At 69.5% G+C, this 16,333-nt stretch carries 17 protein-coding genes; 15 read left to right on the top strand and 2 right to left on the bottom strand.

The window, feature by feature from the left end; all coding sequences use genetic code 11:
- Positions 1-148: 148 nt before the first annotated feature.
- The 15 genes from ACO0E1_RS09055 (at position 149) to ACO0E1_RS09125 (ending at position 14,615) form a co-directional block, all read left to right on the top strand.
- Positions 149-382, top strand: coding sequence for a hypothetical protein (locus tag ACO0E1_RS09055; protein WP_422873896.1), 234 nt, complete (start codon positions 149-151; stop codon positions 380-382).
- 110 nt (positions 383-492) lie between these two features.
- Positions 493-1,035 (top strand): adenine phosphoribosyltransferase, encoded by a 543-nt coding sequence (locus ACO0E1_RS09060; protein WP_422873897.1) that lies wholly within the window; start codon positions 493-495, stop codon positions 1,033-1,035.
- A gap of 154 nt (positions 1,036-1,189) precedes the next feature.
- Positions 1,190-3,112, top strand: a complete 1,923-nt coding sequence (gene thrS, locus ACO0E1_RS09065; RefSeq protein ID WP_422874083.1) for a threonine--tRNA ligase — start codon at positions 1,190-1,192, stop codon at positions 3,110-3,112.
- A complete protein-coding gene (locus ACO0E1_RS09070; protein ID WP_422873898.1) occupies positions 3,112-3,684 on the top strand; it encodes an HIT family protein in 573 nt (190 codons plus the stop codon). The genes thrS and ACO0E1_RS09070 overlap by 1 nt, the downstream gene beginning before the upstream one ends.
- 13 nt (positions 3,685-3,697) lie before the next feature.
- Positions 3,698-4,609, top strand: a complete 912-nt coding sequence (gene pdxS, locus ACO0E1_RS09075) for a pyridoxal 5'-phosphate synthase lyase subunit PdxS (RefSeq protein WP_422873899.1) — start codon at positions 3,698-3,700, stop codon at positions 4,607-4,609.
- Complete coding sequence (gene pdxT, locus ACO0E1_RS09080) at positions 4,599-5,210, top strand: pyridoxal 5'-phosphate synthase glutaminase subunit PdxT (RefSeq protein WP_422873900.1); 612 nt, start codon at positions 4,599-4,601, stop codon at positions 5,208-5,210. The genes pdxS and pdxT overlap by 11 nt, the downstream gene beginning before the upstream one ends.
- A gap of 272 nt (positions 5,211-5,482) precedes the next feature.
- Positions 5,483-6,253 (top strand): YebC/PmpR family DNA-binding transcriptional regulator, encoded by a 771-nt coding sequence (locus tag ACO0E1_RS09085; RefSeq protein ID WP_281264552.1) that lies wholly within the window; start codon positions 5,483-5,485, stop codon positions 6,251-6,253.
- Between the two features lie 2 nt (positions 6,254-6,255).
- Positions 6,256-6,906 carry a crossover junction endodeoxyribonuclease RuvC gene (gene ruvC, locus ACO0E1_RS09090; protein WP_422873901.1) on the top strand — a complete coding sequence of 217 codons (651 nt, stop codon included), beginning with the start codon at positions 6,256-6,258 and terminating at the stop codon, positions 6,904-6,906.
- The gene (ruvA, locus tag ACO0E1_RS09095) at positions 6,903-7,526 is read left to right on the top strand and encodes a Holliday junction branch migration protein RuvA (RefSeq protein WP_422873902.1); all 624 of its coding nucleotides are present in this window, start codon (positions 6,903-6,905) and stop codon (positions 7,524-7,526) included. The genes ruvC and ruvA overlap by 4 nt, the downstream gene beginning before the upstream one ends.
- Positions 7,523-8,560: a Holliday junction branch migration DNA helicase RuvB gene (ruvB, locus tag ACO0E1_RS09100; protein ID WP_422873903.1), complete on the top strand. Its 1,038-nt coding sequence runs from the start codon at positions 7,523-7,525 to the stop codon at positions 8,558-8,560. The genes ruvA and ruvB overlap by 4 nt, the downstream gene beginning before the upstream one ends.
- 82 nt (positions 8,561-8,642) lie before the next feature.
- On the top strand, positions 8,643-9,029 hold the full coding sequence (locus ACO0E1_RS09105; protein ID WP_281264555.1) for a preprotein translocase subunit YajC: 387 nt from the start codon (positions 8,643-8,645) through the stop codon (positions 9,027-9,029).
- 95 nt (positions 9,030-9,124) lie between these two features.
- A complete protein-coding gene (secD, locus tag ACO0E1_RS09110; protein ID WP_422873904.1) occupies positions 9,125-10,879 on the top strand; it encodes a protein translocase subunit SecD in 1,755 nt (584 codons plus the stop codon).
- Positions 10,879-11,877 carry a protein translocase subunit SecF gene (gene secF, locus ACO0E1_RS09115; RefSeq protein WP_422873905.1) on the top strand — a complete coding sequence of 333 codons (999 nt, stop codon included), beginning with the start codon at positions 10,879-10,881 and terminating at the stop codon, positions 11,875-11,877. Before secD ends, secF begins: the two co-directional genes overlap by 1 nt.
- 5 nt (positions 11,878-11,882) lie before the next feature.
- Entirely contained in the window at positions 11,883-12,221 is a 339-nt protein-coding gene (locus ACO0E1_RS09120; protein ID WP_281264558.1) for a rhodanese-like domain-containing protein, read from the top strand.
- Between the two features lie 60 nt (positions 12,222-12,281).
- A complete protein-coding gene (locus ACO0E1_RS09125) occupies positions 12,282-14,615 on the top strand; it encodes a RelA/SpoT family protein (protein ID WP_422873906.1) in 2,334 nt (777 codons plus the stop codon).
- A gap of 70 nt (positions 14,616-14,685) precedes the next feature.
- On the opposite strand, the gene ACO0E1_RS09130 is transcribed toward ACO0E1_RS09125, so the two are convergent.
- Positions 14,686-15,225: a hypothetical protein gene (locus ACO0E1_RS09130; RefSeq protein WP_422873907.1), complete on the bottom strand. Its 540-nt coding sequence runs from the start codon at positions 15,223-15,225 to the stop codon at positions 14,686-14,688.
- Between the two features lie 84 nt (positions 15,226-15,309).
- Positions 15,310-16,272 carry an ROK family protein gene (locus ACO0E1_RS09135; RefSeq protein WP_422873908.1) on the bottom strand — a complete coding sequence of 321 codons (963 nt, stop codon included), beginning with the start codon at positions 16,270-16,272 and terminating at the stop codon, positions 15,310-15,312.
- Positions 16,273-16,333: the final 61 nt, after the last annotated feature.

Raw genomic sequence — 16,333 nt, forward strand, 5'->3', positions numbered from 1 at the left:
TTCCGTGTCACGACGTTCTCCTGACCGATTCCGGGTCATTCGGTGCAAATGCATCGACCCCGGGTCCGGTCCATTCCCCACGCCCGGCATGGGGTGATTCGCCATGCCCGCTTCTTGTTCAACATTTCTTCATCGAACGGTGACCACGATGTCAACGAAGTCCGTCCTCCGTCCCCCCGAAGCGCTCGACGCGCCCCGCACGGTCTCGCTGACCGATCGGGTCGCGCTGCGCATCGGGATGGCACTCATCATCTGGAGCCGCCGCACCCGTCGCGTCCGGCCCTCGATCGACCCCGCACTGCGTGTGCAGCTCGAGCGCGAACGGGCCGAGCGCGAAGCCGAGTGGCTGATGCTCGGTGTCGGCATGCGCATGTGGCGCTGACGACGAACGCCCGGCACCGTGCCTGCCGGGCGTTCGCCGCCGGCCGCGTGCCGGGCGTTCGTCGTCGGCTGCGTGCCGGGCGTTCGTCGTCGAACCCGTACCGTTGTCGGGTGACCGAAACCGCTGCTGCCCTCGTCGAACGACTCACCGCCATCGTCCCGGACTTCCCGAAGCCGGGGACCCTGTTCCGTGACGTGACGCCGGTGTTCTCCGACGCCGTGGCGTTCGGCCGGGTCTGCGAAGCCCTCGCGGCCCCGTTCGCGATCGGCGCCGGGTTCGATGCCGTCGCCGGCATCGAAGCACGCGGGTTCGCCCTCGCCGGCGGGATCGCCGCGCAGCACCAGGTCGGCGTGCTGACGGTCCGCAAGGCGGGCAAGCTCCCCGGCGAGGTCCTCAGTGAGCAGTACGCGCTCGAGTACGGCGAGGCCGAGCTCGAACTCCGTCCCGGTCAGCTCCCGGCCGGCACGCGCGTGCTCGTCGTGGACGACGTCCTCGCGACCGGTGGGACCGCCGACGCCACGATCACGCTGTTGGAACGCGCCGGCTACCAGGCCATCGGGTTCGCGGCGTTGCTCGAACTCGACGGGCTCGCGGGCCGCGAGCGCATCGAACCGCGCCTGCCCGTGACGACGCTCGGGATGGTCCCGGCGTGACCGCCCTCGCGCACTAGTCTTGATCCACCCCATCCAACCGAGGAGTCCCATCATCGTGACCGAGTCAGTCGCACCCGAGCCCGCAGAGCTTCCCCAGGCACCCGAGCCCCGGACCGCGACGACGACCACGACGGGCACCGAGCTCTTCGACGGCGTGCGCGGGATCGTCGCGATCCGCGTCGACGGCGTCCTCAAGGACCTCGCCGCGGACGTGCAGGCGGGGGAGACCGCCGAGCCGGTCACCCTCGACGAGCAGGACGGCCTCGACATCCTGCGCCACTCCGCCGCGCACGTGCTCGCGCAGGCGGTGCAGCAGATCAACCCCGACGCCAAGCTCGGCATCGGCCCGCCCGTCACCGACGGCTTCTACTACGACTTCGACGTCGCCGAGCCCTTCACGCCCGAGGACCTCAAGGCGATCGAGAAGGGCATGGACCGCATCGTCAAGCAGGCCCAGCGTTTCCGTCGCCGGGTCGTGACCGACGACGAAGCCCGCGAGCTGATGGCCGGCGAGCCCTACAAGCAGGAGCTCATCGGTCTGAAGGGCGCTGCGGCCGACGGCGACTCCGGCGAGAGCGTCGAGGTCGGTGCCGGTGAACTCACCGTCTACGAGAACGTCGACCCGAAGTCCGGCGACGTCGTCTGGCAGGACCTCTGCCGTGGCCCGCACGTCCCGCACACCCGGTGGATCGGCAACGCCGCCAAGCTCATGCGCGTCGCCGCTGCGTACTGGCGCGGCTCCGAGAAGAACCCGCAGCTGCAGCGCATCTACGGCACCGCCTGGCCCGACAAGGACCAGCTGAAGGCCTACCTCGTTCGACTGGAAGAGGCGGCCAAGCGCGACCACCGCAAGCTCGGTGCCGAGCTCGACCTGTTCTCGTTCCCGGACGAGATCGGCTCGGGCCTGGCGATCTTCCACCCGAAGGGCGGGATCATCCGCCGCGAGATGGAGGACTACTCGCGCCGGCGGCACGAGCAAGAGGGCTACTCCTTCGTCTACACGCCGCACATCACCAAGGGCGACCTGTTCGAGCAGTCCGGCCACCTCGGGTGGTACAAGGACGGCATGTTCCCGCCCATGCACATGGACCAGGCGGTGGACGAGGACGGCAACGTCTCCCGTCAGGGCGCGGACTACTACCTCAAGCCGATGAACTGCCCGATGCACATCCTGGCGTACCGCTCGCAGGCACGGTCCTACCGCGACCTGCCCCTGCGGATGTTCGAGTTCGGCACGGTCTACCGCAACGAGAAGTCCGGCGTCATCCACGGCCTCACCCGGGTCCGCGGCATGACCCAGGACGACGCGCACATCTTCACCACCAAGGAGAAGATGAAGGAGGAGCTGACCACGACGCTGCAGTTCGTGCTCTCGCTGCTCCGCGACTACGGCCTCGACGACTTCTACCTCGAGCTCTCCACGAAGGACCCGGAGAAGTACGTCGGCGACGACGACGTCTGGGAAGAGGCGACGAACACCCTGCGTGAGGTCGCCGAGGAGTCCGGGCTCGAGCTCGTGCCGGACCCCGCAGGCGCGGCGTTCTACGGCCCGAAGATCTCCGTGCAGGCCCGCGACGCCATCGGTCGCACGTGGCAGATGTCGACCGTGCAGCTCGACTTCAACCTGCCCGAGCGCTTCGAGCTGGAGTACGCGGCCGCCGACGGCACCCGTCAGCGTCCCGTGATGATCCACCGCGCCCTGTTCGGCTCGATCGAGCGGTTCTTCGGCGTGCTCACCGAGCACTACGCCGGTGCGTTCCCGGCGTGGCTGTCCCCGGTGCAGGTCGTCGGCATCCCCGTCGCCGAGGAGTACGCCGACTACCTCGACGAGGTGATCGCGAAGCTCCGCGCACACGGCGTCCGGGCCGAGGTCGACCACTCGGACGACCGCATGCAGAAGAAGATCCGCACGCACACCAAGGCAAAGGTGCCGTTCCAGCTCATCGCGGGCGGCGACGACCGCGACGCCGGTGCGGTGAGCTTCCGGTTCCGCGACGGTCGTCAGGACAACGGCGTGCCCGTGGACGAGGCCGTCGAGCGCATCCTCACGGCGATCCGCGAGCGCGCCCAGGTCTGATGTCGGCCGAGCAGGACGAGCCGCTGGTCATCCGGGACGCCGCCACGCAGGCGGCCGTCCCGGATGCCTTCCAGCGTCTCTGGAACCCGCACCGGATGGCGTACATCGACGCCGGTCGCGAGGGCGAGGGCCGCGGACACAAGGACGACTGCCCGTTCTGCGAAGCTCCGCGGAAGTCCGACGAGGACGCCCTCATCGTCGCCAGGGGCGAGCACGCCTACGTCCTGCTCAACCTGTACCCGTACAACAACGGGCACCTGCTCGTCTGCCCGTACCGCCACACGCCCCTCTACGACGAGGCAACGCCCGCGGAACTCCGGGAGATCGGCGAGCTGACGCAGACCGGGATGCGGGTCCTCCGGCAGGTCTCGCACTGCGACGGCTTCAACATCGGCATGAACCAGGGCGAGGTCGCGGGCGCCGGCGTCGCCGGACACCTGCACCAGCACATCGTCCCGCGGTGGGAGTCCGATTCGAACTTCTTCCCGATCATCGCCCGCACCAAGTCGATGTCCCAGATGCTCGGGGACACCCGCCGGCTCGTCGCGGAAGCGTGGCCCGCGCAGCACTAGACTGATCGCCATCATGAGCGACAGCACCAGCACCCCCGGAACCTCCATCACCGGCTCCTCGCGCGTCAAGCGCGGCCTCGCGGAGATGCTCAAGGGCGGCGTCATCATGGACGTCGTCGACGCCGAGCAGGCCCGCATCGCGGAAGAAGCCGGCGCGACCGCGGTCATGGCCCTCGAGCGCGTCCCCGCCGACATCCGCGCGCAGGGCGGCGTCGCCCGCATGTCCGACCCCTCGATGATCGAGGAGATCATCGCAGCGGTGTCGATCCCCGTCATGGCGAAGGCCCGCATCGGCCACTTCGTCGAGGCGCAGGTGCTGCAGGAGCTCGGGGTCGACTACATCGACGAGTCCGAGGTGCTCTCGCCCGCCGACTACGTGAACCACATCGACAAGTGGAAGTTCACCACTCCCTTCGTCTGCGGTGCCACCAACCTCGGCGAGGCGCTCCGCCGCATCACCGAGGGCGCGGCGATGATCCGCTCCAAGGGCGAAGCCGGCACCGGTGACGTCTCCGAGGCGACCAAGCACATCCGCACCATCTCGAAGGAGATCGCGGCGCTCCGCAATCTCCGCCCCGACGAGCTCTACGTCGCGGCGAAGGAGCTGCAGGCCCCGATCGACGTTGTGCAGGAAGTCGCCGAGACCGGCAAGCTCCCCGTCGTCCTCTTCACCGCGGGTGGCGTCGCGACCCCGGCGGACGCCGCGATGATGATGCAGCTCGGCGCCGACGGCGTCTTCGTCGGCTCCGGCATCTTCAAGTCCGGCGACCCGGCCGCTCGCGCCGCCGCGATCGTCAAGGCGACAACCTTCCACGACGACCCCAAGGTCATCGCCGAGGTGTCCCGCGGCCTGGGTGAGGCGATGGTCGGCATCAACGTCGCCGACGTCCCCGCGCCGCACCGCCTCGCCGAGCGTGGCTGGTAGCCCCATCGGTGGTGCGGCACCCCGCATCGGGGTGCTCGCGCTGCAGGGCGACTTCCGCGAGCACATCGTCTCGCTGACCGACCTCGGTGCCGACGTGGTGCCGCTCCGCCGCCCGGAGGAGATCGACGGCCTGCACGGCGTCGTGATCCCCGGCGGCGAGTCCGGCGTGATGGACAAGCTCTCGCGGATCTTCGGGCTCGCCGAGCCGCTGTCTGCTGCGATCCGGAACGGCCTGCCGACGTACGGCACGTGCGCGGGCATGATCATGCTGAGCGCTCGCATCACGAACGCGACCACCGGCCAGCAGACGCTCGACGTGCTCGACACGACCGTGCGCCGGAACGCCTTCGGCAACCAGAACGACTCGTTCGAGATCGACATCCCGATGCCCGACCTCGGCGAGGCACCGGTGCACGCGGTGTTCATCCGTGCACCCGTCGTGGAGGACCACGGTCCAGGGGTGCACGTGCTCGGTGCCCTGCCCGACGGCCGCGCGGTCGCCGTGCAGCAGGACAACGTCCTCGCGAGTGCGTTCCACCCGGAGGTCACGGGCGAGGACCGCTTCCACCGACGCTTCCTGGACCTCGTCCGCTCCGCCTGACCCGCTCGGGACCGCCGCCTGCGCGCCGGGCCCGCACGCTGCGCGCCCACGCCTGGTGTGATCTGCTCCCGCACAACCAAACGCACATCGCGCCGCGCGAAAGCGCGGCGCGATGTGCGTTCCGTTGTGCAAACGGCGCGCAGGGCGGCGCGCAGGGCGGCGCGCGCGCCCGGCGCGACCTGCCCGCCGGGGCCGCGCCGGGCCTCCAGGCCGGTGTCTGCCGTCCAGCCCGCTAAGCTGACGGGGACTTTCCGCAAGACGCAAGGAGAACCGTGTCCGGGCATTCCAAGTGGGCAACGACGAAGCACAAGAAGGCCGTCATCGACCAGCGACGTGCCAAGTCGTTCGCGAAGCTCATCAAGAACATCGAGGTCGCCGCGAAGATGGGCGGCGCCGACATGTCTGGCAACCCGACCCTGGTCGACGCCGTGCAGAAGGCGAAGAAGACCTCGGTCCCCAACGACAACATCGACCGCGCGATCAAGCGCGGCGCCGGGCTCACCGGTGAGTCCATCGAGTACACGACGATCATGTACGAGGGCTACGCCCCGAACGGCGTCGCGATGCTCATCGAGTGCCTCACGGACAACAAGAACCGTGCAGCTGCCGAGGTCCGGACGGCGATGTCCCGCAACGGCGGCACCATGGCCGACCCGGGCAGCGTCGCGTACAACTTCTCGCGCAAGGGCGTCATCTCGGTCTCGAAGGTCGACGGCCTTTCCGAGGACGACGTCATGACCGCGGTGCTCGACGCCGGTGTCGAGGACGTCATCGACCAGGGCGGCGGCTTCGAGGTCATCACGGAGGCGACCGACCTCGTCGCGGCCCGCACCGCGCTGCAGGACGCCGGCATCGACTACGACTCCGCCGACGCCGAGTTCGTCCCCGGCCTGAAGGTCCCGGTCGACGCCGAGACGGCCCGCAAGGTGTTCCGCCTCATCGATGCACTCGAAGACTCCGACGACGTCCAGAACGTCTACGCGAACTTCGACATCCCCGCCGACGTCCAGGCCGAGCTCGACCAGGACGAGGACGAGGACTGACCTTGTCGCGCCCCGGGCCCGTGCTCCGCGTGCTCGGGGTCGACCCCGGGCTCACGCGGTGCGGCGTCGGCGTCGTCGAGGTCACCCCTGATCGACGCGCCCGCATGGTCGCGGTCACCGTGGTCCGCACCCCGTCGGACATGGCGCTCGAGCAGCGGCTGGTCCTGATCGCCGCGGGGCTCGCGGAGCAGATCGAGGAACACCACCCCGACGCCGTCGCGGTCGAGCGCGTGTTCGCCCAGGCGAACGTCCGCACCGTGATGGGCACGGCACAGGCATCCGGCCTGGCGCTGCACGCCGCGGCGGTGCGCGGCATCCCGGTCGGGCTGCACACCCCGTCCGAGGTCAAGGCAGCCGTCACCGGGTACGGCAACGCCGACAAGAAGCAGGTGCAGGCGATGATCGCGCGCGTGCTCGGTCTCGCCGAGGCACCGAAGCCGGCGGACGCCGCCGACGCGCTCGCCCTGGCGGTCTGCCATGCCTGGAGGCTCGGTGCACCCGACCAGGTCGGCGTGCAGTCCGGCAGCCTGACGCCGGCGCAACGCGCGTGGCGCGACGCACAGGCCGGGACCGGTGGGCGCACGGCGTCCTCGCCACTGGCCCGCGCGGCGGCTGCGGCTGCGTCGGCGGCTGCACGTAGGCTCGGAGCATGATCGCGAGTCTCCGGGGCACCTGCATCGACGTCGCCGGATCCGCCGTCGTGATCGAGGCCGGGGGAGTCGGCTACGCCGTCACGGTGACACCGGCCCACGCACTCACCATGCGCCACGGGGTAGAGGTGTTCGTGCGCACGGCGATGATCGTGCGCGAAGACGAGCACCTGCTCTTCGGGTTCGAGTCGACCGACGCGCTGCGGGTCTTCGACCTGCTCCGCAGTGTGTCCGGGGTCGGCCCGAAGTCCGCCCTCGGTGTCCTCGGCGCGATGGACCCGGCGCAGATCGCGAACGCCGTGGCGAACGACGACGATGCCGCGTTCCGCAAGGTGTCCGGCATCGGGCCGAAGACCGCCAAGCTCATCATCGTCGCACTGTCCGGCAAGCTCACCGCCTTCGAGACCTCGTCCGCCGCAGCCGCCGCCGGTCAGGGCGCCGCTGCGCACCCTGCGTCCGAAGACGTCGTCATCGCGCTCGTCGGGCTCGGCTGGCGTGAGGACGCGGCACGTTCCGCGGTCGACGACACGATCGCGAACGAACCCGGTGTCGCGGCCATGGGGACCCAGGCGCTCCTCCGTGCCGCGCTCGGTGCCCTCCGCCCGACCGGGGCCGGCCGATGAGCGGCGGGATCACCGCGGCGGACGCCCAGTCACCGGAAGAACTCGCGTTCGAGGGCGCGCTCCGCCCGAAGTCGCTCGCCGAGTTCGTCGGACAGCGCAAGGTCCGCGGCCAGCTCGACCTGCTCCTCAAGGCCGCGGCGATGCAGGACCGCACGCCCGACCACATCCTGATGGCCGGTCCTCCCGGGCTCGGCAAGACCACGCTCGCGATGATCGTGGCGCACGAGTCCGGCCGTCCCCTGCGGATGTCGAGCGGTCCGGCGATCCAGCACGCCGGCGACCTGGCAGCCGTGCTGTCGTCGCTGATGCCCGGTGAGGTCCTCTTCATCGACGAGATCCACCGGATGGCCCGGTCGGCAGAAGAGATGCTGTACCTGGCGATGGAGGACTTCCGCATCGACGTCATGGTGGGCAAGGGTGCAGGGGCGACGAGCATCCCCCTCGACCTCGCGCCGTTCACCCTCGTCGGCGCGACCACCAGGGCCGGCCTCCTGCCGAACCCGCTGCGGGACCGCTTCGGGTTCACGGCGCACCTCGAGTTCTACGAGCGGGACGAACTCGAGCAGGTCCTCATCCGCGCCGCACACCTGCTCGAACTCGACTTCGACCGCTTCGCCCTCCGCGAGATCGCCGGTCGCTCACGGGGCACACCGCGCATCGCGAACCGCCTGCTCCGCCGCGTCCGGGACTACGCCCTCGTGCACGGCACCCGGGACGGCATGGCCGCGGTGCAGGGCGCCCTCGAGCTCTACGACGTCGACGAGTACGGCCTGGACCGGCTCGACCGCGCGGTGCTCGAGACGATGCTCACCCGGTTCGACGGGGGTCCGGTCGGCCTGAACACGCTCGCGGTCTCCGTCGGGGAGGAATCCGAGACCATCGAATCGGTCGTCGAGCCGTTCCTGGTCCGCATCGGGCTCGTCACCCGCACCCCGCGCGGCCGGATCGCCACGCCGGCGGCATGGCGGCACTTCGGGCTCACACCCGGTCAGGCGGCCGGTTCCGCCCAACCGGGACTGTTCGACGACGAGTAGGCCCGTCTGCGGCATCCGCCACAGCCACGTGCCCTAGACTGCTACGGCCCGAAACCGAAATACCAGAGAAGGCATCGCAATCATGGGTCAAGAAGTCATCCTCATCGTCATCGTCGTGGCGTTCGCGGCCTTCATGTTCTACAACAGCCGCAAGCGCAAGAAGCAGCAGTCGGAGCTCGCGACCAAGATGGTCCCGGGTGCCCGCGTCATGCTGTCCTTCGGTCTCTACGGCACGCTCCTGTCGGTCGACGACGAGAAGGTCACCGCCGACGTCGAGATCGCGCCGGGGACCATCGTCACGGTCCACCGTCAGACCCTCTCGCGTGTCGTCGACGACACCGCGTCGGACATCGAGACGACCGCGACGCCGGAAGACGAGCCGAAGCCGGTCGCCGAACTCAACGGTGAGCCCGTCTACGGCGAGCGTGCGGACGACGCCGAGCAGGCGAAGCGCAAGTCCGAGGACTGAACCACTCGGCCGTCGGGACACAATCGTGACCCGGCGGCATCACTCCGTCCGCCGGCGCACTCGTCGACGGTCCTGACAGAAAGACGAGACGACCGGTGGCACGATCGACACCCGTCAAGAAAGCGCTGCGCTCGCTCACCTGGTTGGTGATCATCATGGCGGTCCTCGCAGGCCTGAACACGGCTGCGTCGATCCTCGCCAGCACCACCAAGGACGACGCGGGCAAGTGGTTCGAAGGCGCCAGCTGGGTTCCCCAGCTCGCACTCGACCTGCAGGGCGGCACGCAGCTGACCCTCGCGGCGCAGAGCACCGACGGTGACTCCGTCACATCGGACCAGCTCAAGCAGGCGGTGAACATCATCCGCCAGCGCATCGACGCCACCGGCGTCTCGGAATCCGAGATCAACACGCAGGGCGCGAACAACATCGTCGTCTCGATCCCGGGCAAGCCCGACCAGCAGACCATCTCGCGCATCGAGGCCGCTGCGAAGCTCACCTTCCGTCCGGTCCTCTACACCGAGGCCGCGACGAACACCGCGGTCGGCGGCGACTCCTCGTCGAGCGCGTCCCCGACGCCGTACACGCCGCCGGCATCGCTGCCGGCGACGCCCAGTGCGAAGCCGACGAATGCCAGCGACCTGAGCTGGGCGACGCCGAAGCTGCAGGACCTGTACACGAACTACAACTGCAAGGCGCCGGACGACGTCACCGCCGCCCCCGACGACCAGCCGCTCGTGACGTGCGACCAGGACGGTGCTGCCAAGTACATCCTCGGCCCGGTCGAGGTCTCCGGCGCGAACATCAGCAACGCGACCTCCGGCCTCGCGACCTCGTCGCAGGGCACCACCACGGGCGAGTGGGCGGTCAACCTGACGTTCGACGGCACCGGCACCAAGGACTTCCGGACGGTCACCAACCGCCTCGTGTCGCTCCAGCAGCCGCAGAACCAGTTCGCCATCGTCCTGGACGGCAACGTCATCACGGCGCCGACCACGAACAGCGCGATCACGAACGGCAAGGCACAGATCAGCGGCTCGTTCACGGCCGAGTCGGCGAAGACCCTCGCCGACCAGCTCAAGTACGGCGCGTTGCCGATCAACTTCAAGGTCCAGTCGAACGAGAACATCTCCGCGACCCTGGGCACCGCGCAGCTCATCGGCGGGCTCGTCGCCGGCCTGATCGGGCTCATCCTGGTGATCATCTACTCGGTGATCCAGTACCGGGCGCTCGCGTTCGTCACGGTGCTCTCGCTCGGTGTGGCCGCGACCTTGACCTACCTGGTCATTGCGATCATGTCGTGGCGCGTCGACTACCGGTTGTCGTTGGCCGGTGTCGCGGGGTTGATCGTGGCGATCGGCATCACGGCGGACTCGTTCATCGTGTACTTCGAGCGCATCCGTGACGAACTCCGTGACGGTCGCGCACTCGAGGGTGCGGTCGAGTCCGGCTGGAAGCGTGCCCTCCGCACGATCCTGGCGTCCGACTCGATCAACTTCCTCGCCGCGATCGTGCTCTACATCCTCGCGGTGAGCGACGTGAAGGGCTTCGCGTTCACGCTGCTCCTCACCACCCTGATCGACGTCGTCGTCGTGATCCTCTTCACGCACCCGATGCTGCAGCTCATCTCGCGTCGCCGCTTCTTCAACGAGGGGCACCGGTTCAGCGGCCTCGACCCGACAGCCCTCGGCGCGGTCTACCGCGGTCGTGCGCAGTTCCGCGCGCCCGTCGTGGACGGCAAGCGCCAGCGGGCAGCCGGCGAGGCACAGCGCCGGCAGACGATCGCTGAGCGGAAGGCCGGCAACGGCGACACCACCGACAACGGCGGCAAGCCGAACGGGAAGGACAGCTGATGGCGAGCTTCAGCCAGTTCGGCAACGACCTCTACACGGGCAAGCGCTCCTACGACATCGTCGGACGCCGCCGCACGTGGTACCTCATCGCGATCGCCGCGATCGTGATCTCCCTCGCGGTGCCGTGGCTCCGCGGCGGGTACCAGCTCGGCATCGAGTTCACGGGCGGGTCCGAGTTCACGATCTCCGACGTCAAGACGGTCGACCAGAACCTCGCGACGAACGCCGTCGAGAAGATCGTCTCCGACGAGATCCCGCGCGTCTCGCAGCTCGGCACGCACGGCATCCGTGTGCAGACCGGGCAGCTCACCGACGCCGAGACGACGAAGATCCAGTCGGCGCTGGCCGACGCGTACAACGTCGACAAGGGCGAGGTCGCGTCGACCTTCATCGGTGCGACGTGGGGTGCCGACGTGCTCGCACAGGCCATCCGCGGTCTGATCATCTTCCTGGCCCTCGCCGCCGTGTTCATGGCGCTGTACTTCCGCACGTGGAAGATGTCGCTGTCGGCGATGGTGGCGCTGCTCCACGACCTTCTGATCACCGCCGGTGTGTACGGCATCGTCGGGCTGGAGGTCACGCCGGCCGCGGTGATCGGCTTCCTGACGATCCTCGGGTACTCGCTGTACGACACCGTCGTGGTGTTCGACAAGGTCCGCGAGAACACCGCCCAGGAATCGCACCGGACGTTCGTGCAGTCGGTGAACCTCGCGGTGAACCAGACGCTGGTCCGCTCGATCAACACGTCGGTCGTGGCACTGCTGCCCGTCGCGGCGATCCTCTTCATCGGGTCGTACGTCCTCGGTGCCGGTACCTTGCGCGACATCTCGCTCGCCCTGTTCATCGGCATCATCGTCGGCACGTACTCGACGATCTTCATCGCGTCGCCGATGTACGCGCACCTGCGTGAGAACGAACCGAAGATTAAGCAGGCCGACGCCAAGAAGGTCGCCGCCGCGCGGAAGCGTGCGGAGACCGCTGCGCCGGTCGAGGCCTGATCCGCATGGACGAGATCACCGTCGACGAGGCCCTGCGTCGCATCGAGAACGGCTCGCGCCTGTACGACGTGCGCGAGCCGGGGGAGTGGGACGAGGTCCACGCGCCCCAGGCCACCCTGGTGCCGATGTCCGAGCTCCAGACGCGGTGGACCGAGATCCAGCCGACCGACGACCCGGCGATCATCGTGTGCCACTCCGGCATGCGGTCCGCCCGGGTCGTCGCGGCGCTCGAGCAGTCCGGCGTCCCCGCGGTGAACCTCGCCGGCGGCATGGTGGCGTGGGAGGCCGCCGGTGCGCCGGTGGAGCGCGCCGACGCCCAGCGCGAACGTGGTCACGAGCACTGACGACACGCGCGTAGTCTGGTCGGATCGAGTTCGGCCGGTTCGAGTCCTGGGAGACGCAGCATGACGGACATCCGTGAGACGTCGGCGCAGGACGACTCCGCCGCGAGCCGCCCTGGTCCGTCGCCGCTGCCGTCCAGCCCGCCGCTCGGCCCGAACACCACGGGCAACCTCGGCTCCCTCCGTTCCCTGCTGCCGCGCCTGTTCTCCCGCGCGCAGCCGGCCGGTGCCGTCGACACGCTGATCCGGACCGTCCGCTCGCACCACCCGAAGGCGGACGTCACGCTGATCGAGCGTGCGTACTCGGTCGCGGAACGCGCGCACGACGGCCAGAAGCGCAAGTCCGGCGAGCCCTACATCACGCACCCGGTCGCGGTCGCGCAGATCCTCGCGGACCTGGGCATCGGGCCCATCACGATCGCTGCTGCGCTGCTGCACGACACGGTCGAGGACACCGACTACCAACTCGACCAGCTGCGTCACGACTTCGGCGACGAGATCGCGATGCTCGTCGACGGTGTCACGAAGCTCGACAAGGTCAAGTACGGCGACAGCGCTCAGGCCGAGACCGTCCGCAAGATGGTCATCGCGATGTCGAAGGACATTCGGGTCCTGGTGATCAAGCTCGCGGACCGCCTGCACAACGCCAGGACGTGGGGCTTCGTCGAGTCCACCTCGGCCACGCGCAAGGCCAAGGAGACCCTCGAGATCTACGCGCCGCTCGCGCACCGTCTGGGCATCCAGATGATCAAGCTCGAGCTCGAGGACCTGTCGTTCGCGGTGCTGCACCCGAAGCTCTACGTCGAGATCGACAGCCTGGTCAAGGAACGGCAGCCGAAGCGCGAGCAGTTCGTCCAGAACGTCATCGGGACCCTGAAGAAGGACCTCAAGGCCGCCAAGGTGCGCGGCGAGGTCATGGGCCGGCCGAAGCAGTACTACTCGATCTACCAGAAGATGATCGTCCGCGGCCGCGAGTTCGACGAGATCTACGACCTCGTCGGCATCCGGGTGCTCGTCCCCACGGTCCGCGACTGCTACGCCATGCTCGGCTCCGTGCACGCGCGCTGGACACCGCTGCCCGGGCGCTTCAAGGACTACATCGCGACGCCGAAGTTCAACCTCTACCAGTCGCTGCACACCACGGTCCTCGGGCCGCAGGGGCGTCCGGTCGAGATCCAGATCCGCACGCACGAGATGCACCAGCGCGCCGAGTTCGGTGTCGCTGCGCACTGGAAGTACAAGCAGCGGGCCGCCGGTCGCGACGTCGACAGCTCGAGTGCGAACGACGACATGGCGTGGCTCGCGCACATCACCGACTGGCAGGCCGAGACCAGCGACCCCGGCGAGTTCCTCGATTCCCTCCGCTACGAGATCGGCGCGAAGGAGACCTACGTCTTCACGCCGCAGGGCAAGGTCATCGGGCTCCCGGCCGGTGCGACTCCGGTCGACTTCGCGTACGCGGTGCACACCGAGATCGGGCACCGCACGATGGGTGCCAAGGTGAACGGTCGCCTGGTGCCCCTCGAGAGCTCCCTGTCGAGCGGCGACGTCGTCGAGATCTTCACGTCGAAGAACCCCGACTCCGGGCCCAGCCAGGACTGGCTGACCTTCGTCCGCAGCCCACGCGCGCGGAACAAGATCAAGCAGTGGTTCACCAAGGAGCGCCGCGAAGAGGCGATCGAGCAGGGCCGCGACGCCATCGCCCGCGCGATGCGCAAGCAGAACCTGCCGCTCCAGCGGATCATGAGCCAGGACTCCATCTCGGAAGTCGCATCAGCGATGCGGTACGACGACGTGTCCGCGCTCTACGCCGCGGTCGGCGAGGGCCACGTCTCGACGCAGTCGGTGATCGAAAAGGTGCTCGCCGGCGTCCAGACCGAGACCGAGACGGACGAACCCGAACTCGCGTTCCCGCGGCAGGTCACGAGTCGGCAGCTCCGCAACAGCGACAGCGGAGTGCTCGTCCGCGGCGCGCCCGACATCCTCGTCAAGCTCGCGAAGTGCTGCACGCCGGTCCCCGGCGACCAGATCGTCGGGTTCATCACCCGCGGCCAGGGGGTGTCCGTGCACCAGGCATCGTGCACGAACGTCAAGTCGCTGATGAACGAACCCGACCGCATGATCGAGGTCGAGTGGGCGCCGTCGTCGAAGTCGGTGTTCCTCGTCCAGATCCAGATCGAGGCGCTCGATCGGTCGGGGCTGCTGAGCGACGTCACCCGGGTGCTCACCGACCACCACGTCAACATCCTGTCGGCCACGGTGTCGACGTCGTCCGATCGGCTCGCACTGTCCCGGTTCGTGTTCGAGATGGGTGACACGACGCACCTGGACCGCGTCCTCAACGCGGTGCGACGCATCGACGCCGTGTACGACGTCTACCGAGTCAGCGCCGGCTGACCGCGGCCCAAGCCGGCTGACCGCGGCCCAAGCCGGCTGACCGCGGCCCACGCCGGCTGACCTGGCTGCGTCACACCAGCTCAGCGAGCCGACGCTCGGCCTGCCGCACCATCGGCACCGTCCCGAGCTGCCGGAGGCGGACCCGGAGCGTCGACGGCGTGGTGTCGGTCGCCGCGAGCAGTCCCAAGACGGTGGGGGCACGTGCCGCCCAGTCCGCCGGTCCGGCGATCCGCAGCAGGTCGAGCGCGGTCCGGACCGGGGTCGTCACCCGGACACCGGCGACGACCGCGACCTCGGAGGGTTCGAGGCGCACCTCGCGGACGCGGCCACCGCCCCGCTGCCGGACGCGCTGCCCGTCGTCGATGCACGCGTCGTGGGGGAGCGGCGGCCGCGAGCACCCGCCCCAGATCCACGCGGCGCTGCGGTCCGATGCGATGATTCGCTCGTCACCGACGCTCCAGCGGAACGACGCCGCGCGCAGCCCAGGGTCCGCCGGCTCCGCGACCGAGGCCCAGCACTCGCCGACCGCCACCAGGTCGCCGGCGAGCACGGCTGCGCGGAGTTCGGCCTCTGGCCAGTCGTCGGTGGTGACGAGTCGGGAGGAGCGCACCCGGTCATCCTGCCGCACCGGACCAGCCCGGCGGAGCCGACTGTGGACAGCAGCGCGGCGTACCGGCGTGCAGTGTGGGACGGCTCAGCGGAGGACGTGGGAGCGGTGCACGAGCGCCGCGGCACCGATGAGCGGCCCGTCCTGGGACAGCCCGGTCGGGACGATCCGCACCTTGGTGACGAAGCCGAACTCGACCCGTTCGGCGACGGCCTGCCTGGCGTACTCGAACAGGTCGGGCGTGACGTGCGAGAACCCGCCGCCGATGGCCACCACCTCGAGGTCGACGAGCGACGTGGCGGCGGCGATGGCCTGCCCGAGGGCGCGACCACTGCGCTTGATCGCCGCCGCGGCGATCTCGTCACCCGCCGCGTACGCGGCGGAGAGCTCCTCGCCGGTCTCCCCGGTGAACCCCTGCCGTCTCGCCCACGCGACGGTCTTCGGACCGCTCGCCACGGCCTCCAGGCAGCCGGTTCCGCCGCAGGCGCACGGGTCGTCGTACCCACCGCACTCGACGTGACCGATGTGCCCGGCGTTGCCGGTCGGACCGCTGACGGTGCGGCCGTGCAGGATGAGCCCGCCGCCGACACCCGTCGAGACGATCATGCCCATCACGTGGTCGGAACCCTTCGCCGCGCCGAGCCAGTGCTCGGCGAGCGTGATCGCGAGGCCGTCCATCCGGAGCGTCACCGGCGTCCCGGCCGGGACGAGCGCTGCGATGCGCTCGCGGAGCGGGTAGCCCCGCCAGACCGGCATGTTGAGCGGCGAGACGAGCCCGTGCTCCTCGTCGACGGGACCGGCGGAACCGATGCCGACACCGGCGAGCGTCGCGTCGGCCGGCAACGCCGCGAGGGCGCTCGTGACCACCTCGTCGACGGCCGCCTGCAGCTCCTCGGAGCTGCGCTGCGGACCGGTGGGGCTCCGGAACCGGGTCCCGGGCAGGACGACGCCCTGGTCGGTGACCAGGGCCGCCTCGACCTTGGTGCCGCCGAGGTCCACGGCGAGGGCGAGGGACCCGGGGTGGTCGGTGATGGTGTCGGTGTTCGACATGCGCGCTCCGATGCGACGGTCTGGAGGCTCGGAGCGGCTCCCGACGCGGCGTCGCGTCGGT

It is taken from the genome of Curtobacterium guangdongense, assembly GCF_049341845.1.
In the GTDB taxonomy this organism is placed as follows: Bacteria; Actinomycetota; Actinomycetes; order Actinomycetales; family Microbacteriaceae; genus Curtobacterium; species Curtobacterium guangdongense.

What these genes read in the sequence shown, in the direction of transcription:
- ACO0E1_RS09135 (WP_422873908.1), bottom strand. Translation starts at nt 16,272, where the DNA reads ATGTCGAACACCGACACCATCACCGACCACCCCGGGTCCCTCGCCCTC.
- ACO0E1_RS09070 (WP_422873898.1), top strand. Translation starts at nt 3,112, where the DNA reads ATGTCGGCCGAGCAGGACGAGCCGCTGGTCATCCGGGACGCCGCCACG.
- ACO0E1_RS09105 (WP_281264555.1), top strand. Translation starts at nt 8,643, where the DNA reads ATGGGTCAAGAAGTCATCCTCATCGTCATCGTCGTGGCGTTCGCGGCC.
- ACO0E1_RS09125 (WP_422873906.1), top strand. Translation starts at nt 12,282, where the DNA reads ATGACGGACATCCGTGAGACGTCGGCGCAGGACGACTCCGCCGCGAGC.
- secF (WP_422873905.1), top strand. Translation starts at nt 10,879, where the DNA reads ATGGCGAGCTTCAGCCAGTTCGGCAACGACCTCTACACGGGCAAGCGC.
- pdxS (WP_422873899.1), top strand. Translation starts at nt 3,698, where the DNA reads ATGAGCGACAGCACCAGCACCCCCGGAACCTCCATCACCGGCTCCTCG.
- ACO0E1_RS09120 (WP_281264558.1), top strand. Translation starts at nt 11,883, where the DNA reads ATGGACGAGATCACCGTCGACGAGGCCCTGCGTCGCATCGAGAACGGC.
- ruvA (WP_422873902.1), top strand. Translation starts at nt 6,903, where the DNA reads ATGATCGCGAGTCTCCGGGGCACCTGCATCGACGTCGCCGGATCCGCC.
- ruvB (WP_422873903.1), top strand. Translation starts at nt 7,523, where the DNA reads ATGAGCGGCGGGATCACCGCGGCGGACGCCCAGTCACCGGAAGAACTC.
- ACO0E1_RS09055 (WP_422873896.1), top strand. Translation starts at nt 149, where the DNA reads ATGTCAACGAAGTCCGTCCTCCGTCCCCCCGAAGCGCTCGACGCGCCC.